General features: G+C 71.4%; 10 protein-coding genes and 1 riboswitch. Of the genes, 2 read left to right on the top strand and 8 right to left on the bottom strand.

Translation table 11 applies throughout. From position 1 onward, the window contains the following. Positions 1-9 precede the first annotated feature (9 nt). From EIZ44_RS12005 to ileS, 7 genes are all read right to left on the bottom strand, one after another. A complete protein-coding gene (locus EIZ44_RS12005) occupies positions 10-1,341 on the bottom strand; it encodes an aminotransferase class V-fold PLP-dependent enzyme (RefSeq protein WP_037812403.1) in 1,332 nt (443 codons plus the stop codon). Between the two features lie 40 nt (positions 1,342-1,381). Next, positions 1,382-1,496: riboswitch (SAM riboswitch) on the bottom strand. Positions 1,497-1,592: 96 nt separating this feature from the next. After that, positions 1,593-3,071 carry a potassium/proton antiporter gene (locus tag EIZ44_RS12000; RefSeq protein ID WP_037812405.1) on the bottom strand — a complete coding sequence of 493 codons (1,479 nt, stop codon included), beginning with the start codon at positions 3,069-3,071 and terminating at the stop codon, positions 1,593-1,595. 99 nt (positions 3,072-3,170) lie between these two features. Beyond that, a complete protein-coding gene (locus tag EIZ44_RS11995) occupies positions 3,171-3,866 on the bottom strand; it encodes an ArsR/SmtB family transcription factor (RefSeq protein WP_037812407.1) in 696 nt (231 codons plus the stop codon). 265 nt (positions 3,867-4,131) lie between these two features. Beyond that, positions 4,132-5,733 carry a penicillin-binding transpeptidase domain-containing protein gene (locus EIZ44_RS11990; RefSeq protein WP_037812408.1) on the bottom strand — a complete coding sequence of 534 codons (1,602 nt, stop codon included), beginning with the start codon at positions 5,731-5,733 and terminating at the stop codon, positions 4,132-4,134. 127 nt (positions 5,734-5,860) lie between these two features. Beyond that, complete coding sequence (locus tag EIZ44_RS11985; protein ID WP_134728588.1) at positions 5,861-7,267, bottom strand: amino acid permease; 1,407 nt, start codon at positions 7,265-7,267, stop codon at positions 5,861-5,863. Positions 7,268-7,326: 59 nt separating this feature from the next. Further along, the gene (locus EIZ44_RS11980) at positions 7,327-7,917 is read right to left on the bottom strand and encodes a helix-turn-helix domain-containing protein (RefSeq protein ID WP_037812410.1); all 591 of its coding nucleotides are present in this window, start codon (positions 7,915-7,917) and stop codon (positions 7,327-7,329) included. A gap of 94 nt (positions 7,918-8,011) precedes the next feature. Next, complete coding sequence (gene ileS / locus EIZ44_RS11975) at positions 8,012-11,173, bottom strand: isoleucine--tRNA ligase (protein ID WP_037812411.1); 3,162 nt, start codon at positions 11,171-11,173, stop codon at positions 8,012-8,014. A 411-nt stretch (positions 11,174-11,584) separates the two neighbouring features. On the opposite strand from ileS, the gene EIZ44_RS11970 reads away from it, so the two are divergent. Together EIZ44_RS11970 and EIZ44_RS11965 are read left to right on the top strand one after the other, a co-directional pair. After that, the gene (locus EIZ44_RS11970) at positions 11,585-13,354 is read left to right on the top strand and encodes an HSP90 family protein (RefSeq protein WP_037812413.1); all 1,770 of its coding nucleotides are present in this window, start codon (positions 11,585-11,587) and stop codon (positions 13,352-13,354) included. Beyond that, positions 13,354-16,098: a hypothetical protein gene (locus tag EIZ44_RS11965; protein ID WP_134728587.1), complete on the top strand. Its 2,745-nt coding sequence runs from the start codon at positions 13,354-13,356 to the stop codon at positions 16,096-16,098. Before EIZ44_RS11970 ends, EIZ44_RS11965 begins: the two co-directional genes overlap by 1 nt. Before the next feature lie 162 nt (positions 16,099-16,260). On the opposite strand, the gene EIZ44_RS11960 is transcribed toward EIZ44_RS11965, so the two are convergent. Beyond that, positions 16,261-17,604: an MFS transporter gene (locus EIZ44_RS11960; RefSeq protein WP_134728586.1), complete on the bottom strand. Its 1,344-nt coding sequence runs from the start codon at positions 17,602-17,604 to the stop codon at positions 16,261-16,263. Between the last annotated feature and the right edge of the window lie 61 nt (positions 17,605-17,665).

The following is a 17,665-nucleotide window of genomic DNA, read 5'->3' as shown; positions in this document are numbered from 1 at the left end:
CCAGCCCGGTCAGGCGCAGAACGGCGGCAGCTCCCGCGGGTCCCCGACCGGCGCCCACCGCCCGTCCACCTTCGCGTACTCCCAGCGGGCTCCCCGGGCCACGATCTGCCGCAGCGCCAGCACCAAGCGGTCGACGTGTTCCTCGGTGCTCCCCAGCCCGAGGCTCACCCGGACCGCCTGCTGGCCTTCGCTTCCGGCTTCCCGGATCAGCCGCCGGGCGGCCACGTGCGCGCAGAACGCCCCGTCCCGCACGCCGATTCCGTACTCGGCCGACAGCACCGCGGCCAGCCATCCGGGCTCGAACCCGTCGACCACGAAGCTCACCGTGCCGACCCGGTCCACCGGCGCGTCGAAGAACCGCAGCTCGGCGAAACCCGGCAGGCTCTCAAGCCCCTTGCGCAACCGATCCAGCAACGCGGCCTCGTGCGAACCCACGGCATCCCACTGAGCCGCCAGCTGCTCGCAAGCCACCCCGAGCGCATACACGCCAACGGTATTCGGCGATCCGGCCTCGTGCCGCTCTTCGCCGCTGTTCCACACCACGGCTTCCTCGGTCACCAGTTTCGTAGCGCCACCACCGGCCAGGTACGGCTCGGCCGCCCGCAACCAGTCGCTGCGCCCGATCAGCGCACCGGCCCCGAAGGGCGCGTACAGCTTGTGCCCGGACAGCGCGACATAGTCAACATCCAGCTCCCGCAACGAAATCTGCCGGTGCGGAGCGAGCTGCGCGGCGTCGAGGGCCACCCGGGCGCCGTGTTTCCGGGCCACCGCAGCGATCTCGGCCACCGGCAGCAGCTCGCCGGTCACATTGGACGCACCGGCGACGACCACCAACCGCGGCCCCTGCGGGCATTCCGCGAGCGCTTCGTTCACAACGGACACTGCGGCGAGCCGGGTCCGCGGCAGCTGCACGCGCCGGACGTTCGGGCCGCGCCACGGCAGCAAGGCCGCGTGGTGCTCGCTGTCGAACACCACCACGGAAGTCTTGCGCGGCAATGCTTTCGCCAGCAGGTTGAACGCGTCAGTGGTGTTGCGGGTGAAGATCACCGAGTCGCCGTTGCGAGCGTCCACGAACCGGCGCAGCACGTCGCGCGTCCGCTCGTACAGCCGCGTCGAGACCTGCGAAGCGAAGCCCGCGCCGCGGTGCACGCTGGCGTACCAGGGAAGGAACTCGTCGACCGCCGAACGCACCGCGTCCAGACACGGCGCGCTCGCCGCGTGGTCGAGGTTGGCGTAGCCGATGTCGCCGCCGGTGACCAGCGGGACCCGCAGCGTCGCACCGGCGACAGCGGGAACGGCAGCGGCAACAGTTTCCGTGGACCGGTCGAGTGCGAGAGTCATGACGGCGCCTCCTCGGCGTTCCGGGGGACCCCCGGCGAGGGGCCCGCGCTTGCCCGCCGCACTGCGCGACCGGCCTGGTCCTCACCCGGGGCACCCCACCGCGGTAGGAGGGTTGCCGGCCAGCAAGCCGGGGCTTCGCGCTGGCACTCATGACCTGGAACCGAAGATAGCGGACGACCCCCGGGAGAAACCAGACCCGTCTCGTGATCTGAGACGGCAGTCACAGGGTGTGTCCACAAAGGACAGAAAGATCAGGCTCCGGATTCCCCATGCCAGCGCGCGAGGCGGCCGGCCCGGTCGACGGCCCGGATGCGCCGTTCGGTCGCGTCGCGGTCGGCGGCGGTCGTGACCACCAGAAGCTGGTCTTCGACCTGCAAGCGGCTCGTTTTCTGCGGAGTGAAGCCCGTCCCGCCGCGCACCACGAGGCTGACCGTCGCCCCGGCGGGCAGCCGCAGCTCCGACAGGTACACGCCGTGCAGCTTCGACCCCTTCTGGATGCGCACCTGCAGCAGTTCGGCGCCGAGCTCGTCGAGCGGGGCGGCGTCGACCTCGATCTCGTGCGCCTGCGTCGCCTTCGCCAGCCCGAGGATCCGCGCGAGCGGGCTGAGCGTCGCGCCCTGCAGCACGGTGAGCACGATGACGAGCACGAAAACCGCGTCCACGAGCCGTTGCGCACCGGGCACGCCCTCGGACAGCGGGATCATCGCGAGCACGATCGGCACCGCACCGCGCAAGCCCGCCCAGGACAGGAACGCCTGATCCCGCCACGGCAAGCGGAACGGCAGCAGCGACAGGACCACTGACAGCGGCCGGGCGAGCAGCAGCACCACCGCGCCCGCGACCAGGCCGGGGATGAGCGTTTCGAGCAGCCGGGTCGGCGACGCGAACAGGCCGAGCAGCACGAACAGCCCGATCTGCGCGAGCCAGCCGAGCCCTTCGGCGAACGACAGGGTGTCCGACCGGTGCGGCAGCTTGGAATTCCCCAGCACCAGGCCGGCGACGTAGGTGGCGAGCAGGCCGGACGCGTGCGCCAGCTGACCCGAGGAGTACGCGAGCACGCACACCGCGACCGTGGCGAGCGGGTAGAGACCGGTCGCCGGGAGCGCGGCGCGGCGCAGCGCCTGCGCGCCCAGCCAGCCGAACGCGAGGCCGAGCACGAGGCCGGTGAGCAGTTCGTAGACCACCAGCAGCGGCAGCGACCAGTCGACCGCCTCGCCGGACGCGAGCACGACGACCGCGATGTAGGCGGGCGCGTCGTTGATGCCGGATTCCAGTTCCAGCGCGCCGACGAGCCGTTTCCCGACCCCGGCCGTGCGCAGCACGGAGAACACCGCCGCCGCGTCGGTGGACGCGAGAACCGCGCCCCAGAGCAGGGCGAGCCGCCAGTCGAGGCCGAGCAGCCAGTGCAATGCCGCGCCGGTGACCGCGATGCTGATCACCACGGCCACTGTGGACAGCAGGATTCCGGGCCCCAGCGAGGGTTTCACCGCGGACCAGCGCGTGGTGAGCCCGCCCTCGGTGAGGATCAGGACGAGCGCGGCGAGCCCGAGAGACTGGGTGAGCGCCGGATTGTCGAAGCGGATGCCGAACCCGGCTTCGCCGAGCACGACGCCGATCCCGAGATACAGCAGCAGCGACGGGAATCCGAGCCGGATGGACACCCGCACCGCGACGACCGAGACGACGAGAACCAGCGCTCCGACGCCCAGCACCAGGGGAAGCTCGTTCACCCTCCGCCTCCCTCCCGGTCGCCCGCAGGCGTCCAGAATAGTGAGGCAGTGTCCGGTTCCCGAGCGCGCACCACCGGTCCGGGGGACCTCGCCGGTGTGTTACGAAGCCTCGGCAGCACTCACCGTCGCGAGATCGACACCGAGCGCGGCGAACGGACCCCGCGCGCCCGGCAAGACGCGGACCGCGCGCTGCTGGTCTCGCGTCAGCCATCCCGCTTCGACCGCCCGCTCCAGCACCGCCGCCGGAACCGCGCCGGCGAGGTGCTCCCGCCGCTCTGTCCAATCCAGACAGTCGCGCAACAGCGGCCGCCGCGGCCGATCCGGCACCGCGACGCCGAGATCGGCCAGCACGTCGCGTCCGGCGTCGGTGAGCGCGAGCCCGTCCGACACGTCGATCAGGCCCCGCTCGACCATCCCGTCCCGCAAGGCGACGCCGAGGGTCCCGGCGAGATGGTCGTAGCAACTGCGCGCGAACGACAAACGCTGCACCCGCAACGAAGTCCGGAGCCCGGACGGCCGTTTCAGTTCGGCATGCTGCGCCAGATGCTCGATCAGCTCCGCGACCCGCGGATTCGCGAGCCGCACGTACGCGTGCCGCCCCTGCTTCACCCGGGCGACGAACCCGGCCTCGGCCAGCCGCGTCACGTGCTCGCTGGCCGTAGACACCGCGATCCGCGCCGCGGCGGCCAGTTCGCCGACCGTCCAGGCCCGCCCGTCGAGCAGGGCGAGACACATGGTCGCGCGGCTCGGGTCGGCGAGCACGGCGGCGACCTCGGCCAATGCGACGGTTTCCATGTGCCCACGGTAGAGCGGGGACGCTTCGGCCGCGGCCGAAGTGAGGTTTCTCAGCAGCCGCGGCGTGCGCCCTGGTTGCCGCGACGCGCGGCATCAGCCGGGCTTCGTGGCTTCTCCGCACCCGCCGACACGCATCGCGGCTCGCGGAGCTGGCGCGGTTGCGAGGTCCGTGAAGGGCTCCTTGAGGGAATCAGATTCCCTCAAGGAGCCCTTCACGGACTTTCAACGGGAGAGGAACCCGCCGCACACCCGCGCTGCTGAGTCCCTACAGCGCGTCGAGGAACTTGGCACCCAGCGAGACGGCCGGTTTGGAGTCGTTGGCTCCCTCCAGGAACACCGCGAACGCCAGGTCGCCGCGGTAGCCGACGAACCAGCCGTGTGCCTCCGCACCGTCGCCGAACTGCGCGGTGCCGGTCTTGCCGAACACCGGGCCGGAGTGTGCCAGGCCGGTCGCCGTGCCGCCGGTGACGACCTCGCGCATCATCCCGCGCAGCGCCGCCAGGACCGGGCCGGACGGCGGGTGGTAGCCGGTGTTGACCTTGGTGCCGTCCTCCCACAGCCGCGGCACGACCGCGCGCCCGGACGCCGCGGTCGCCGCCATCACCGCCGCTCCCATCGGGCTGACCTGCACCTTTCCCTGGCCGATGCCGTCCTCGACCTGTTCGTCCGCGTTCGCCGCCGGGTCGACGCGGCCCATCTCGGTGGACAGGCCCTCGATCGAGAAGTCGGCGTTGAGGCCGAACTGGGTGGCCGCCTTCGCGAGCCCGTCGGCGGGCAGCTGCGACGCGAGCCGGGCGAACGTGGTGTTGCAGGACTTCGCGAACGCCTTGTGCACGGTCGTCGTGCCGAGGTCGAACCCCTCGTTGGAGAGCGTGCGGGTGCCGATCCGGTCGGTCAGCGGGCACGGAACCGTGGAATCCGGCGTGACGATCCCGGCTTCCAGCGCCGCGGTCGCGGTGACGATCTTGAACGTCGACCCCGGCGCGTACTGGCCGCTGAACGCCGACGCCGCGTTGGTGACGCTGGCGTTCTGCGCCACCGCGAGCAGGTCGCCGGAGGACGGCTGGATGGCGACCAGGACGGCCTTGCCGTGATACCCGTCGACGGCGGCCTGAGCCGCGTTCTGCGTCGCGACGCTGAGCCCGGTGGCAGCCGGTTTGTGGTCGCCTTCGGGGTTTCCGAACAGTGCTTCGAGGTTCTTGCCCGAGGCGTCCACACGCTCGACCGCGAAGGCTTCGGACGACTGCCCGTGCCCGGTGAGCGCCGAACGGAGCAGCGGGAACGCCTTGTCGTCAGCCAGCTTCAGTCCCCCGCCGCCGGAGACGACGAGCGGTTTGCCGTCGCGGTCGACGACCGCCGGGACGTCCGAGGACGCGATCGCCAGCCGCTGCCCCGCTTCCAGCTTGGGGTGCAGCACCGTCGGGGCCCAGTGGACCCGCCATTTGCCCTGCGCCTGGACGAGCCCGAGGCTGCCGGTGTACGTCCAGACGTGGCCCGGGCCGAGGTTCCAGGTGATCGTGTAGCCGGCGGTGGCCTTGTCGCCCTGCGCCGCGCCGACGTCGCCGAGCTTCGCGGTCAGTTCCTTGGGCTTGAGCGTCGCCCACGCGTCCTGCAGTGCGGTAGAGGCGTCCATCGGAGCGTCGGTGGCTTTGCTGGCGGCGTCGGCGTCCTTCCCCGCGAAAGCGAGCAGGTACGTGCGGGCCGCCGACGTCGGATCGCTCGGCTCCGCAGCCGTCGAGGCCGGCTCCGTGCCTGGTGAGGCCGCTGTCGTTCCGCCACCGTTGAGCAGCACGACCGCGGCCACGACGATCGCGACCACGACCAGCGCGCCCCCGATCAGCACGCCCTTCTTCCCGGCAGGACTCACCGTCGCCTCCCCCTCGCCCACGCGGTCCGCCCGCGTCGCTGGCTCAGCTTGCCCATCGCATCGCGGGACCGGGCGTTACCTCGGGGAACGCGACGGATTCGTGATCAACGCCGGGCCGTATAGGTCGTTATACAGTCTGGTCGGCCGCCCGGCGGGCGCGTTGCCAGCAGACCCCGGCCACGACCAGCGCCGCCACGAGGACGCCCGAGCTGATCAGCTGGATCCGGGCGTCGGCGTCGCCGGTCATCACCGCCAGGATCGCGATCATCGCGGCGAGCGTCGCCCAGGTCAGGTACGGGAAGCCCCACATGCGCACGGTCAGGCTCTCCGGCGCGGTGCGTTCCAGCTGCTTGCGCACCCGCAACTGCGTGCAGGCGACCAGGATCCACACGATCAGCAGCACCGAGCCGACCGCGTTGAGCAGGTATTGGAAGACGGTGTCCGGCCAGAGCGCGTTCAGCGCCACGGCGACGAACCCGAAGAGCACCGAAGCCGCGACCGCGAAGACGGGTACGCCGTTGCGGTCCACTTTGGTCAGTGCGCGCGGGGCGTGGCCGCGTTGCGCCAGCGAGTACACCATGCGGGCCGCGCCGTACATGTTGGTGTTCAGCGTGGACAGCAAGGCGAACAGCACGACCACGTTCATGATCTGCCCGGTCGCCGGGATCCCGATCCGCTCGAGCACCGCGGCGAACGGGCTCTGTCCGATGTGGACGCTCGACCACGGCAGCAGCGAGACGATGACCAGCATGGAACCGATGTAGAACACCGAAATCCGCACGACCGCGTTGCGGACCGCCTTGCCGACCGCGTGCGCGGGGTCGTCGGATTCGGCGGCCGCGATGGTCACCACTTCCAGGCCGCCGAAGGTGAAGACCACCGCGAGCAAGCCGGTGCCGACGCCTTCCCAGCCGTTCGGCAGCAGCCCGCCGTTGCCGAGGAGATTGGTCGTGCCGACGAAGGACGTTCCCGGGAGCACACCGAGGAACGCGAGCACGCCGAGGACGAGGAAGGCCACGACCGCCACGACCTTGATCAGCGCCAGCCAGAACTCGAGCTCGCCGAAGCGGGACACCGCGGTGAAGTTGACCGCGGTCAGCACGGCCATGAAGAGCAGGACCAGCGCCCACTGCGGAATGCCGGGCAGCCAGCTGTTCACGATGATCGCGGCCGCGGTGGCCTCGACGGCGAGCACGACCACGAGCGCGGCCCAGTACAGCCAGCCGATGGCGAACCCGGCCCACGGCCCGAACGCGCGCTCGGCGTGCACCGAAAACGACCCGCTGGACGGGATCGCGGCGGCCATTTCCGCCATCATGCGCATGACCAGCATCGCGAGCGTGCCCGCGAGCACGAAGGACAGCACGATGCCGGGCCCGGCGAGCTTGATCCCGACGCCGGAGCTGACGAACAGTCCCGAACCGATCACGCCGCCCATCGCGAGCATGGCGAGGTGCCGCTGGCGCAGGCCGGCGGCCAGCCCCTCGGCGGCCGGTTCGGCGGCGGCCGGTTCGGCGGCGGCTTTCGAAGTCATGGGGAAATCCCTAGCAGACGCTTCCCCGGGCGCAGGAGCCGAGGCCCGTCCGTCCGGAGTCACCGGCTGGGCCGGTAGCGGGCCCTGAGGTGGAATCGTTCGCCCTGCGGCCCGAGGATGCTGAGGAATTCCACCGCGTGCTCGTCGGCGTTGCCGAACCAGTGCGGCAGATGCGTGTCGAATTCGGCGACCTCGCCGGCCTTCAGCACGAAATCCTGATCGCCGAGGATCATCCGCAGCCGTCCGCTCAGGACGTACAGCCAGTGGTATCCCTCGTGCGAACGCGGATCCGGGTCGAGCCGGTCGGTCCGCCCGGCGGGAAGGATCTGCTTGTACACGTGCAGCCCGCCGGGTTTGCGGGTCAGCGGCAGGACCGTCATGCCGTTGCGGTCGAACGGCCGGAGATGCACGCGCGGGTCGCCGCTGGGCGGCGCGTCGACGAGTTCGTCGAGCGGCACCTGATAGGCCTTGGCCAGCGGGAGCAGCAGTTCCAGACCCGGTTTGCGCTGCCCGGATTCCAGCCGGGACAGGGTGCTCACCGCGATCCCGGTGGTCTCCGACAACGCGGTGAGAGTGATCCCGGTCCGGCGGCGCAGCTCCCGCAGCCGCGGCCCGACCGCGGCCAGCACGGCGTCGAACTCTTCGCTCATGCCCACATGGTGCGGGCGGCTTTGCGGTTTCCGCCAAGAATTTTTGCCGAAACCGCGGTCTTGCCCCGGAGGACCGGAGCAAGACCGCGGCTCGTCACGCCTTAGCGACCGCCACGCGCACCTTCACGCCCTCGCCGACCGTGCCGTCGAAGCCCTCGGCCACCTCGCCGTAGGACACCGACGTCGCGAGTGTCTCGGACGCCACGAACTCCTCGTGCTTGCGCACCGCGGCCGTCACCTCGTCGGCGGCGTCCACGGTCAGCGAGATCCGGTCGCCGACGTCGAGACCGGCCTCGCGGCGCGCCTGCTGGACCACGCGGACCAGGTCGCGGGCAAGGCCCTCGGCCGCCAGGTCCCCGGTGACCTCGGTGTCCAGCACGACCAGGCCGGCCCCGCCGGGCAGTTCGGCCGCCGCGCCGCCGCCGGACGCGACCAGGCGCCGGTCGTACTCGCCCTCGACCAGTTCGACGCCCGCCGCCACGACCGCGCCGGACGCGTTGGTCGTCCAGTCGCCCGCCTTGACCGCCTTGATCACCTGCTGCACGGCCTTGCCCAGCCGCGGCCCGGCCGCCCGCGCGTTCACCGCGACCTCGAACGTGCCGTGCGCGGCGACGTCGGTGGTCAGCTCCACCGACTTCACGTTCACCTCGTCCCGCAGGATCTCAGTGAACCCGCGCAGCGCCTCGACGTCCTCGGCCGCGACGACGAGCTTCGCCAGCGGCAGCCGCACGCGCAGCTTGTTCGCCTTGCGCAGCGCCAGCGCCGACGACGCCACCTGCCGCACCTTGTCCATCGCGGTCACCAGCGCCGCGTCGGCGGGCAGGTCGAGCGCGTTCGGCCAGTCGGTCAGGTGCACCGAACGGCCGCCGGTCAGCCCGCGCCACACGGTTTCCGTGGTGAGCGGCAGCAGCGGCGCGACGACCCGGCAGGTCACCTCCAGCACGGTGTGCAGCGTGTCGATCGCGTCCTGCTCGCCCGCCCAGAACCGGTCGCGCGACCGGCGCACGTACCAGTTCGTGAGCACCTCGAGGAAGTCCCGCACGGTCTGGCACGCGCCCGCGATGTCGTAGCCGTCCATCGCGGACTCGACGTCGGTGACGAGTTCGTGCGTCTTGGCGAGCACGTACCGGTCGAGCAGATGCGTCGAATCCGTGCGCCACTGCCCCTGCTTGCCTTCGGCGTTCGCGTACAGGGCAAGGAAGTAGTACGAGTTCCACAGCGGCAGCACGGCCTGGCGCACCGCGTCGCGGATCCCCCGGTCGGTGACGACGAGGTTGCCGCCGCGCAGGATCGGGCTCGCCATGAGGTACCACCGCATGGCGTCGGACCCGTCGCGGTCGAAGACCTCGTTGACGTCCGGGTAGTTCCGCAGCGACTTCGACATCTTCTGGCCGTCGGAGCCGAGCACGATGCCGTGCGACACGCAGGTGCGGAACGCCGGCCGGTCGAACAGCGCGGTCGCGAGCACGTGCAGCAGGTAGAACCAGCCGCGGGTCTGCCCGATGTACTCGACGATGAAGTCGCTCGGGTAGTGGTGCTCGAACCATTCGCGGTTCTCGAACGGGTAGTGCACCTGGGCGTACGGCATCGACCCGGAGTCGAACCACACGTCGAGCACGTCCGGCACGCGGCGCATCGTGGACTTGCCGGTCGGGTCGTCCGGGTTCGGCCGGGTCAGCTCGTCGATGTAGGGCCGGTGCAGGTTGTCCAGCCGCACGCCGAAGTCGGCCTCCAGCTCGTCCAGCGAGCCGTAGACGTCGATGCGCGGATAGGCCGGGTCGTCCGAGCGCCACACCGGGATCGGCGTGCCGAAGTAGCGGTTGCGGGAGATCGACCAGTCGATGGCGTTCTCCAGCCACTTGCCGAACTGGCCGTCCTTGACGTTCTCCGGGTACCAGGTGATCTGCTGGTTCAGCTCGACCATCCGGTCCTTGAACTGCGTCACCGCGACGAACCACGACGACACCGCGCGGTAGATCAGCGGGTTCCGGCACCGCCAGCAGTGCGGGTACGAGTGGTCGTAGGTCTCGTGGCGCAGCAGCACCGCGCCCTGGCGCTCCGCGCCGCCGGTGCCGTTCTTGAGGTCCCGCACGATGTTCGGGTTCGCGTCGAACACCAGCTGCCCGGCGTAGTCCGGAACGGTCTCGTCGAACTTGCCGTGGTCGTCCACCGGCGTCACCGGGGCGATCCCGGCCGCGTCGGTGACTACCTTGTCCTCGGCGCCGTAGGCGGGCGCGATGTGCACGACGCCGGTGCCGTCGTCGGTGGTGACGTAGTCCGCCGACAGCACGCGGTGCGCGTTCTCCGTGCCGACGAAGTACGGGAACGGCGGCGCGTAACGGGATCCGAGCAGCTGCTCGCCGGTGTAGCGCGCGACGACGGCCGGCTCCTCGCCGAGTTCGCGCGCGTACGCGGCGACGCGGGCCTCCGCGAGCAGGAAGCGCTTGCCGTCGCTTTCCACCACGACGTACTGCACCTCGGGGTGCACCGCGGTGGCGAGGTTGGACGGCAGCGTCCACGGGGTCGTGGTCCAGATCAGCAGGTACGTGCCGTCGAGGTCGTTGTCGTTGCCCTCCAGGCGGAATCCGACCGTGACGGCCGGGTCCTGCCGGTTGCGGTAGACGTCGGCGTCCATGCCCAGCTCGTGGTTGGACAGCGGCGTCGCGTCGCGCCAGCAGTAGGGCAGGACGCGGTAGCCCTCGTAGACGAGTCCCTTGTCCCACAACCGTTTGAACGCCCAGAGCACCGACTCCATGTAGGTGACGTCGAGCGTCTTGTAGTCGTTGTCGAAGTCGACCCAGCGGGCCTGGCGGGTCACGTAGTCGCGCCACTCGTCGGTGTAGCGCAGCACGGACTCGCGCGAGGCCTCGTTGAACTTCGCGATGCCCATCTCTTCGATCTCGGTCGTCTCGGTGATCCCGAGCTGCCGCATCGCTTCGAGTTCGGCGGGCAGGCCGTGGGTGTCCCAGCCGAACCGCCGGTCGACGTGCTTGCCCTTCATCGTCTGGTAGCGCGGGACGATGTCCTTGACGTACCCGGTGAGCAGGTGCCCGTAGTGCGGGAGGCCGTTGGCGAAGGGCGGGCCGTCGTAGAAGACGTACTCGTTGTCGCCGTTGGTGCCCTCGGGACGGGCGTCGATGGTCGCCTGGAAGGTCCGGTCGCTCTCCCAGTACGCGAGGACGCTCTCCTCCAGCGCGGGGAACGACGGCTGGGACGGGACCGTGGTCTCTCCGCCCGGCGAAGCCTGGGGGTACATCCGGGTGCTCCTTGCGTTCGTCGCTCGTACGGGCGACCGGCGGCCACCCACACGGGGACGAGACGCTGGCGCGTCACGCGGTACCACCCCGCTTGCCCGGCGCACTGCTCCCGGGCCACTCGTTGCGCGGCTGTCACGGGCCGCACCCGTCCGGTTCTACTGCGGGCGGCGACCGCCCGGTTCTTCCGGAGGCTCCCCGGTGATGGCCGGATCGACGCCTTGCTGACTCCAGGTTAACCCGTCGCCGCAACCCGCTTTCGCCCTGCCCCGGCCGGGCTCGCGCCGCCGCCGGGGGAAAGGCGAAAACCGATGTCCGGCACCGGGTTCCGCCGATACGGTAACGACCGGGCGTGCGCGGCGGATGTGCCGGGCAGATCTTCCTTCCGGCCACAGCACAGGAGTCGAGCACGGGTGAACCGTAGTTTTCAGGTGGATCTTCGCGGGGTCGTCGACCTGCTGAGCCAGCACCTCTATTCCAGTCCCCGCGTCTACGTGCGCGAACTGCTCCAGAACGCCGTCGACGCGGTCACCGCGCGCCGGGCGGCCGACGCTTCGGCGCCCGCGGAGATCGCGATCGAAGCCGGCGACGGGACGCTGCGGATCACCGACACCGGCATCGGCCTGTCCGAGGCGCAGGTGCACGAACTGCTCGCGACGATCGGCCGCAGCTCCAAACGGGACGAACTCGGCTACGGACGGCGGGATTTCCTCGGCCAGTTCGGGATCGGGCTGCTGTCGGCCTTCCTGGTCGCCGACGAGACCCGCGTCGTCACGCGTTCCGCGAGCGGCGCTCCCGCGGTCTCGTGGACCGGCCGCGCGGACGGCACCTACGCCGTCGGGCCCGGCGAACGGGACACGATCGGCACCACCGTCACCCTCACCGCGCGCCGCGGCGCCGAGCAGTGGTTCGTGCCGGAGACGGTCGCCGATCTCGCGACGCTGTACGGCTCGATGCTGCCGTTCGAAATCACCGTCAACGGCAAGGCGATCAGCGGCGCCGGCATCCCGTGGCAGGCCGACGAGCGCTCCCCCGGGCACCGCTCCGCGGACCTCGTCGGCTACGCGCAGGAGGTCCTCGGCTTCACCCCGTTCGACATTGTCGACCTCGACGTGCCGGAGGCCGGGCTCACCGGCGTCGCCTACGTGCTGCCGTTCCCGGCGAACCCGGCCGAGCGCGCCGGGCATCGCGTGTACCTCAAGCGGATGCTGCTCGCGGAGAACGCGCCCGGGCTGCTGCCGGACTGGGCGTTCTTCGCCCGCTGCGTCGTGGACACCGGCGAGCTGCGGCCCACCGCGAGCCGCGAGGCGCTCTACGACGACGACCAGCTCGCCGCGACCCGCGAAGCGCTCGGCGAGCAGCTGCGCGGCTGGCTCGTCGGGCTCTCGGCGACCAGCCCGCGGCGGCTGAACCAGTTCCTGAAGATCCACCACCTCGGCGTCAAAGCGCTCGCGCTGCACGACGACGACATGCTGCGGCTGGTCGACGAGTGGTGGCCGCTGGAGACGAACGTCGGCCGGATGACGCTCGCCGAGTTCCGCTCGCGCCACGGCGTGCTCCGCTACTGCGCGACCGCCGACGAATTCGACCAGCTGGCCGGGGTCGCCGCCGCGCAGAACCTGCCGGTGATCAACGGCGGCTACACCTACGACAGCGAACTCGTCGAACGCGTCGGCGCGCTCGAACCGGGGGTGCGCGTCGACCGGCTCGACCCGAGCGACCTCACCACCGCCTTCGCCGATCTCGCCCCGGACACCGCGCTGGCGGTCCGGCCGTTCGTCGCGGCCGCGCAACGCTGCGTCGACCGGCTCGGCTGCGAGGTCGTGCTGCGCGAATTCGAGCCCGCGTCGCTCCCGGTGCTCTATCTCGTCGACCGCGCCGCCTCGTTCGCCGGCGAACTGCGCGCGACCAAGGAGGCCGTCGACGAGCTGTGGGCCGGGGTGCTCTCGGCCTTCGAAAAGCCGGAACGGGACCGCCCGCAGCTCGTGCTCAACTACCGGAACCCGTTGGTGCGGCGCGTTTCCCGGCTCGAGAACGCGGAACTGACCGCGCTGGCCGTCGAATCCCTCTACGGCCAGGCGCTGCTGCTCGGCAAGCACCCCATCCGGCCCGCCGACTCCGCGCTGCTCAACCGGGCCTTCCTCAGCCTTCTCGACCACGCCGTCCCGAACCGGGAGAACTGATGACCGCACCGACCGAAGAGGACCTGTGGAACCGGCTGGGGTCGGCCCGGGCCCTTCCGTTCGGCAAGGGCCAGATCGCCGCGACGGAGAGCCTGGTCCGGACCGCCGACGCCGAGCGACTGCCGGACCTGCAGTACGCCGCCCGGCTCTCGCTCGTCCGCGCGTACACGCACGGCGGCGAGCCGGCGAAGTCGTTCGTGCCGTTCGCCTGGTGCCTCGCCAAGCACGACCAGGGCGAGGGCAACGAGCGGTGGGACTACATCCTCTTCTGGTCGTTCAAGTCCATCGTCACGTCGCTGACCGACTTTCCCGAGGTGCCGCTGGACCGCACCTACGCCGTGCTCGACGACATGGAGCGCCGGTACCGGGCGGCCGGGTACGCGATGAACCCGGTGCACCAGCACCGGCAGATCGTGGCGCGGCACGTCGGCGACCACGAAACGGCCGTCGAGCAGTACCGGCTCTGGGCCGCGGCCCCGCGCGGCGAGATGTCGGACTGCGTCGGCTGCGAACCGTCCGCCAAGGTCGCCCACCTGAGCCGCTACGGCCGGTTCGAGGAGGCGATCGAGGTCGCCGAACCCGTCCTCGGCGGCACGTTCACCTGCAGCGAGCAGCCGAACGGGATCCTCTCCTCGCTGCTGCTCCCGTTCGTCCGCACCGGACGGCTCGAGGAGGCCGCGCGAGCCCACCGGCAGGTGTACCGCACGATCCGGCACAACCGGCTGGACCTGGATCTCCTCCCCCGCCACCTCCGGTTCTGCGCGCTCACCGGCAACCACGTGCGCGGGCTGGAAATCCTCGAACGGCATCTCGGCTGGCTCGCCGACGCGCCCTCTCCGGACGTCGAGATGGAGTTCTGCGCCGCTGCCGCGCTCAACCTGCGCCTGGTCGCCGATTCCGGGCACGGCGGCACGACGGTGCGCCGGACCGACGGCGAGATTTCCGTCCAGGCACTGCACGACGAGCTTTCCGAGCGCGCCCTGGGCATCGCGGCCCGCTTCGATGCCCGGAACGGGACGAGCGAGCAGAGCGACTTGATCCGCGACGTCCTCGCCGCCGACCCGATCGTGGACCACCTTCCGCTGTCCTTGACCAGTCCGCGTCCGGTTTCCCCGCCGCGGACGCCCGTCGCACCGTCCCTTCCGGACACTCCCGAAGAGCTGGCCGATCTCGCCGACCAGCACTCCCGGCTCAGCGCCTACGAGGCCGCCGACGCCGCGTGGGCGAAGTTCGACGAACTGTGCCCGGAACCGGCCGGGTCGCTGCTCGCCCGGCGGCTGTCCGGATCCGCGACCGCGATCGTGGACACCGACCCCGAGGCCGCCGTGCGGGATTGGCTGCGCGCGGCCGAACTGTTCGCGGCCGAAGGCGACGAGGTCGCCCGGCACACCGCGGCGAGCAAGGCCGGGCTCGCCCGTTACCAGCTGGGCGAGCCCGAATCCGCTCTCGCCGCCCTCGCCGGCGCGGCCGAGGCGCTCGCCGGGCTCGGCGACGTGGAACAGCACGTCCGCGCGCTGCTGCGGTGGTCCCTGGCGCTTTCCGGGAACGACGACCTCGACGCCGCGTTCGAGATTCTCGGCCGCGCCGAAGCCGCCGCCACCGAGGTTCCCGCTGAGCTGACCGCCCGGCTTTTGCTGCTGCGCGGCGAACTCACCGCACGCAGCGGCCGGCTGGACGAGGCGCGGGAACCGGCCGGACGCGCGGTGGACCTGTTCGCCGAAGCCGGGTTGGCCGAGCAGGAGGCGTGGGCGCGGCTCATCGCCGGGCGGATGGCCGCCGCGAGCGGCGAACTCGAGACGGCTTACGCCACGGTGCGGCCCGCCGAGTCCGCCGCCTCCCCTGGCCTGCGCGCCCAGGTGCGGCACACGCTCGGCTTGCTCGCGTCCGACCTCGACCTGCGGGAGGAGGCGGTGGCCCACTACCGCGGCGAGGTCGCTGACCTGGTCGAAGCCGGGAACCTGTCCGGCGCCGCGCTCGCCCAGCTCGGACTGGCGTCCGCGGCCGAACGCGCCGGGGACCCGCTGACCGCCGCCGACGCCGCCGAGGCCGCGATCGAGGTCCTGGAGCAGGGCGACGACGAGGACGAACTGGCCCGGGCGCGCTACCTGCTCGCCGGAGCGCACCGCGCACTCAACCAGCCGGATCCGGCGCTGACCCTGCTGGAGCAGGTGCTCGGGCACTTCGCCGCCGCGAGCAACCAGCCCGCCGCCGGGCAAGCGGCCGAGACCATCGGCGACCTCCTCGACGAACTCGACCGCGACGGCGAGGCCGCCTCGTCCTACGGGCGCGCAGCGGAGTACTACACGGCAGCGGAGCTCCCGGCCGACGCCGTGCGCAACCTCCGTCAGGCAGCGCTGTCGTGGCAGTGGGCGACGGAAACGGATCAGGCGCTTTCGGTGCTGGCAGAAGCGGAAAAGAGCGCCGCGGACCTCGACGGCGACGAGCCGCCGATCCGCTGGGAACGAGCCATGGTCGCCTTGAACGGCGGCAAACTGCTGGGTGCCGCAGAGCGGCCCGCGCAAGCGCTGCCCCGGGCGACCGCGGCCGTCGAACTGTTCCTGGCCCTCGACGCGACCACCGAAGCCGCGATCGCCGCGGGCCTGCGCGCCCGGCTGCTGGTCGACCTGGGCCGCCCCGCCGAAGCCCGCGCCGCGACGCAGGCCGCGATCGAAGGCCTGCCGCCGGAAGCGACGGAACAGATCGAACGGCTCGAATACATCCTGGCGAATCTCGACGCGGAGTAAGGCCTTTCGCCGGGCCCACGGGTTCTCCCGTGAGCCCGGCGGAGGGTGCTCTCTCGCCGGGGTTTTCTCCCCGCCGTTGCCGTGAGCCCCACGGCCGCCGTGCCCACGGGTTTTCTCGCAGGCCCCGGCGGAAGGTGCTCTCTCGCCGGACCCCGCCTCAGCTCACCCCGTCGGCTCAAGCCGCTTCCCGCGCACCCGCCTCTGCACCGTCACGACCGCCAGCACCGCGGCCACAACCCACAACCCACCCGAAACAAACCCCAGCAAGTGCAGACCGTGCACGAACGACCCGCGCGCCCCCGGTTCCCCCGCCACCGCACCGAAAACCGCCACGCCCAGCGCACCGCCCGCCTGTCGCGCCGCGTTGTTGATTCCGCCCGCGATGCCTGCCCGCTCGTCCGGCGCGTCGGCGACCGCGGCGGTCACCACGGCGGCGGTCAGCAGTCCCATTCCGATGCTGAGCACGAACAGCGTCGGCAGCAGCGTCCAGTACCCGGTCCCGGGGCCGATGCGCAGCAGGTTCAGCATCGCCGCCGCGCCCAGCAAGAGCCCGGTCACGATCTGCGGGCGCGGGCCGAACCTCGCGGTGAGCCGTCCGGAGACCGGGCCGAGCAGCACCATCGGGACGAACATCGGCAGCAGCGCCGCGGCCGCGGCGATCGGGTCCGCGTGGAGCACGTCCTGCAAGTACAGCGTGAACACCAGCACTGAACCCAGGCCGACGAAGTTCATCGCGGCGGACACCAGGTTCGCGCCTGCCGCCTGCCGGGACCGCAGCAGCGGCAACGGCAGCATCGGGGCCACAGAACGCCGTTCCACCACCACGAACGCCACGGCCGCCGCCACCGCGAGCAAACCGACCCATGGCGTCCCCGCGATCACCGCGTACACCGCGGAGCCGAGCGCCAACGCCGCGGTCGCCGCGCCGGGAACGTCCACGCGGCCCGGTTTCCGCACGTCTCGCGGCACCAGCCGCCGGGTCGCGACGGCCGCCGCGGCGACTATCGGGACGTTCAGCCAGAACACCGGCCGCCATCCGGCCGTCTGCACGAGAATCCCGCCCAGCAACGGTCCGGCTGGCAGGGCGAGCGCCGAAATCCCGGCCCAGATCCCCAGCGCCCGGGCGCGTTCGGTACGGCCGGGGAACGCCCCGGAGATCACGGCCATCGTGCCCGGCAGCAACAACGCCGCTCCGACCCCTTGCACCGCCCGGGCCGCGACCAGCCAACCCGCCGACTGCGCGAGCCCGCACGCCGCCGACGCGGCCCCGAAAACGCCCAGCCCGGTCAGCACCACGCCGCGGTGCCCGAGGACGTCGCCGAGCGCTCCCCCGGTCAGCAGCAACGCGGCGAGCACGACCGAATAGCCGACCACCACCCACTGCAGCTGCGGGACGTCCGCGTGCAGTTCGCTGCCAAGAGTCGGGAGGGCGACGTTGACGACAGTGACGTCGAGCTGCACCAGGAACATCCCGGCGCACATGGTGAACAAGATCGCGGTGCGCATGGGTCCAGCAGACACCGGGAACGCTTCCGTCGCGGTGGAAGTGTGCCGGGGGCATGCTGGA

The organism is Amycolatopsis nivea (assembly GCF_004522235.1).
GTDB classification, from domain to species: Bacteria; Actinomycetota; Actinomycetes; order Mycobacteriales; family Pseudonocardiaceae; genus Amycolatopsis; species Amycolatopsis nivea.
This window is presented reverse-complemented; position numbering and strand designations above follow the sequence as displayed.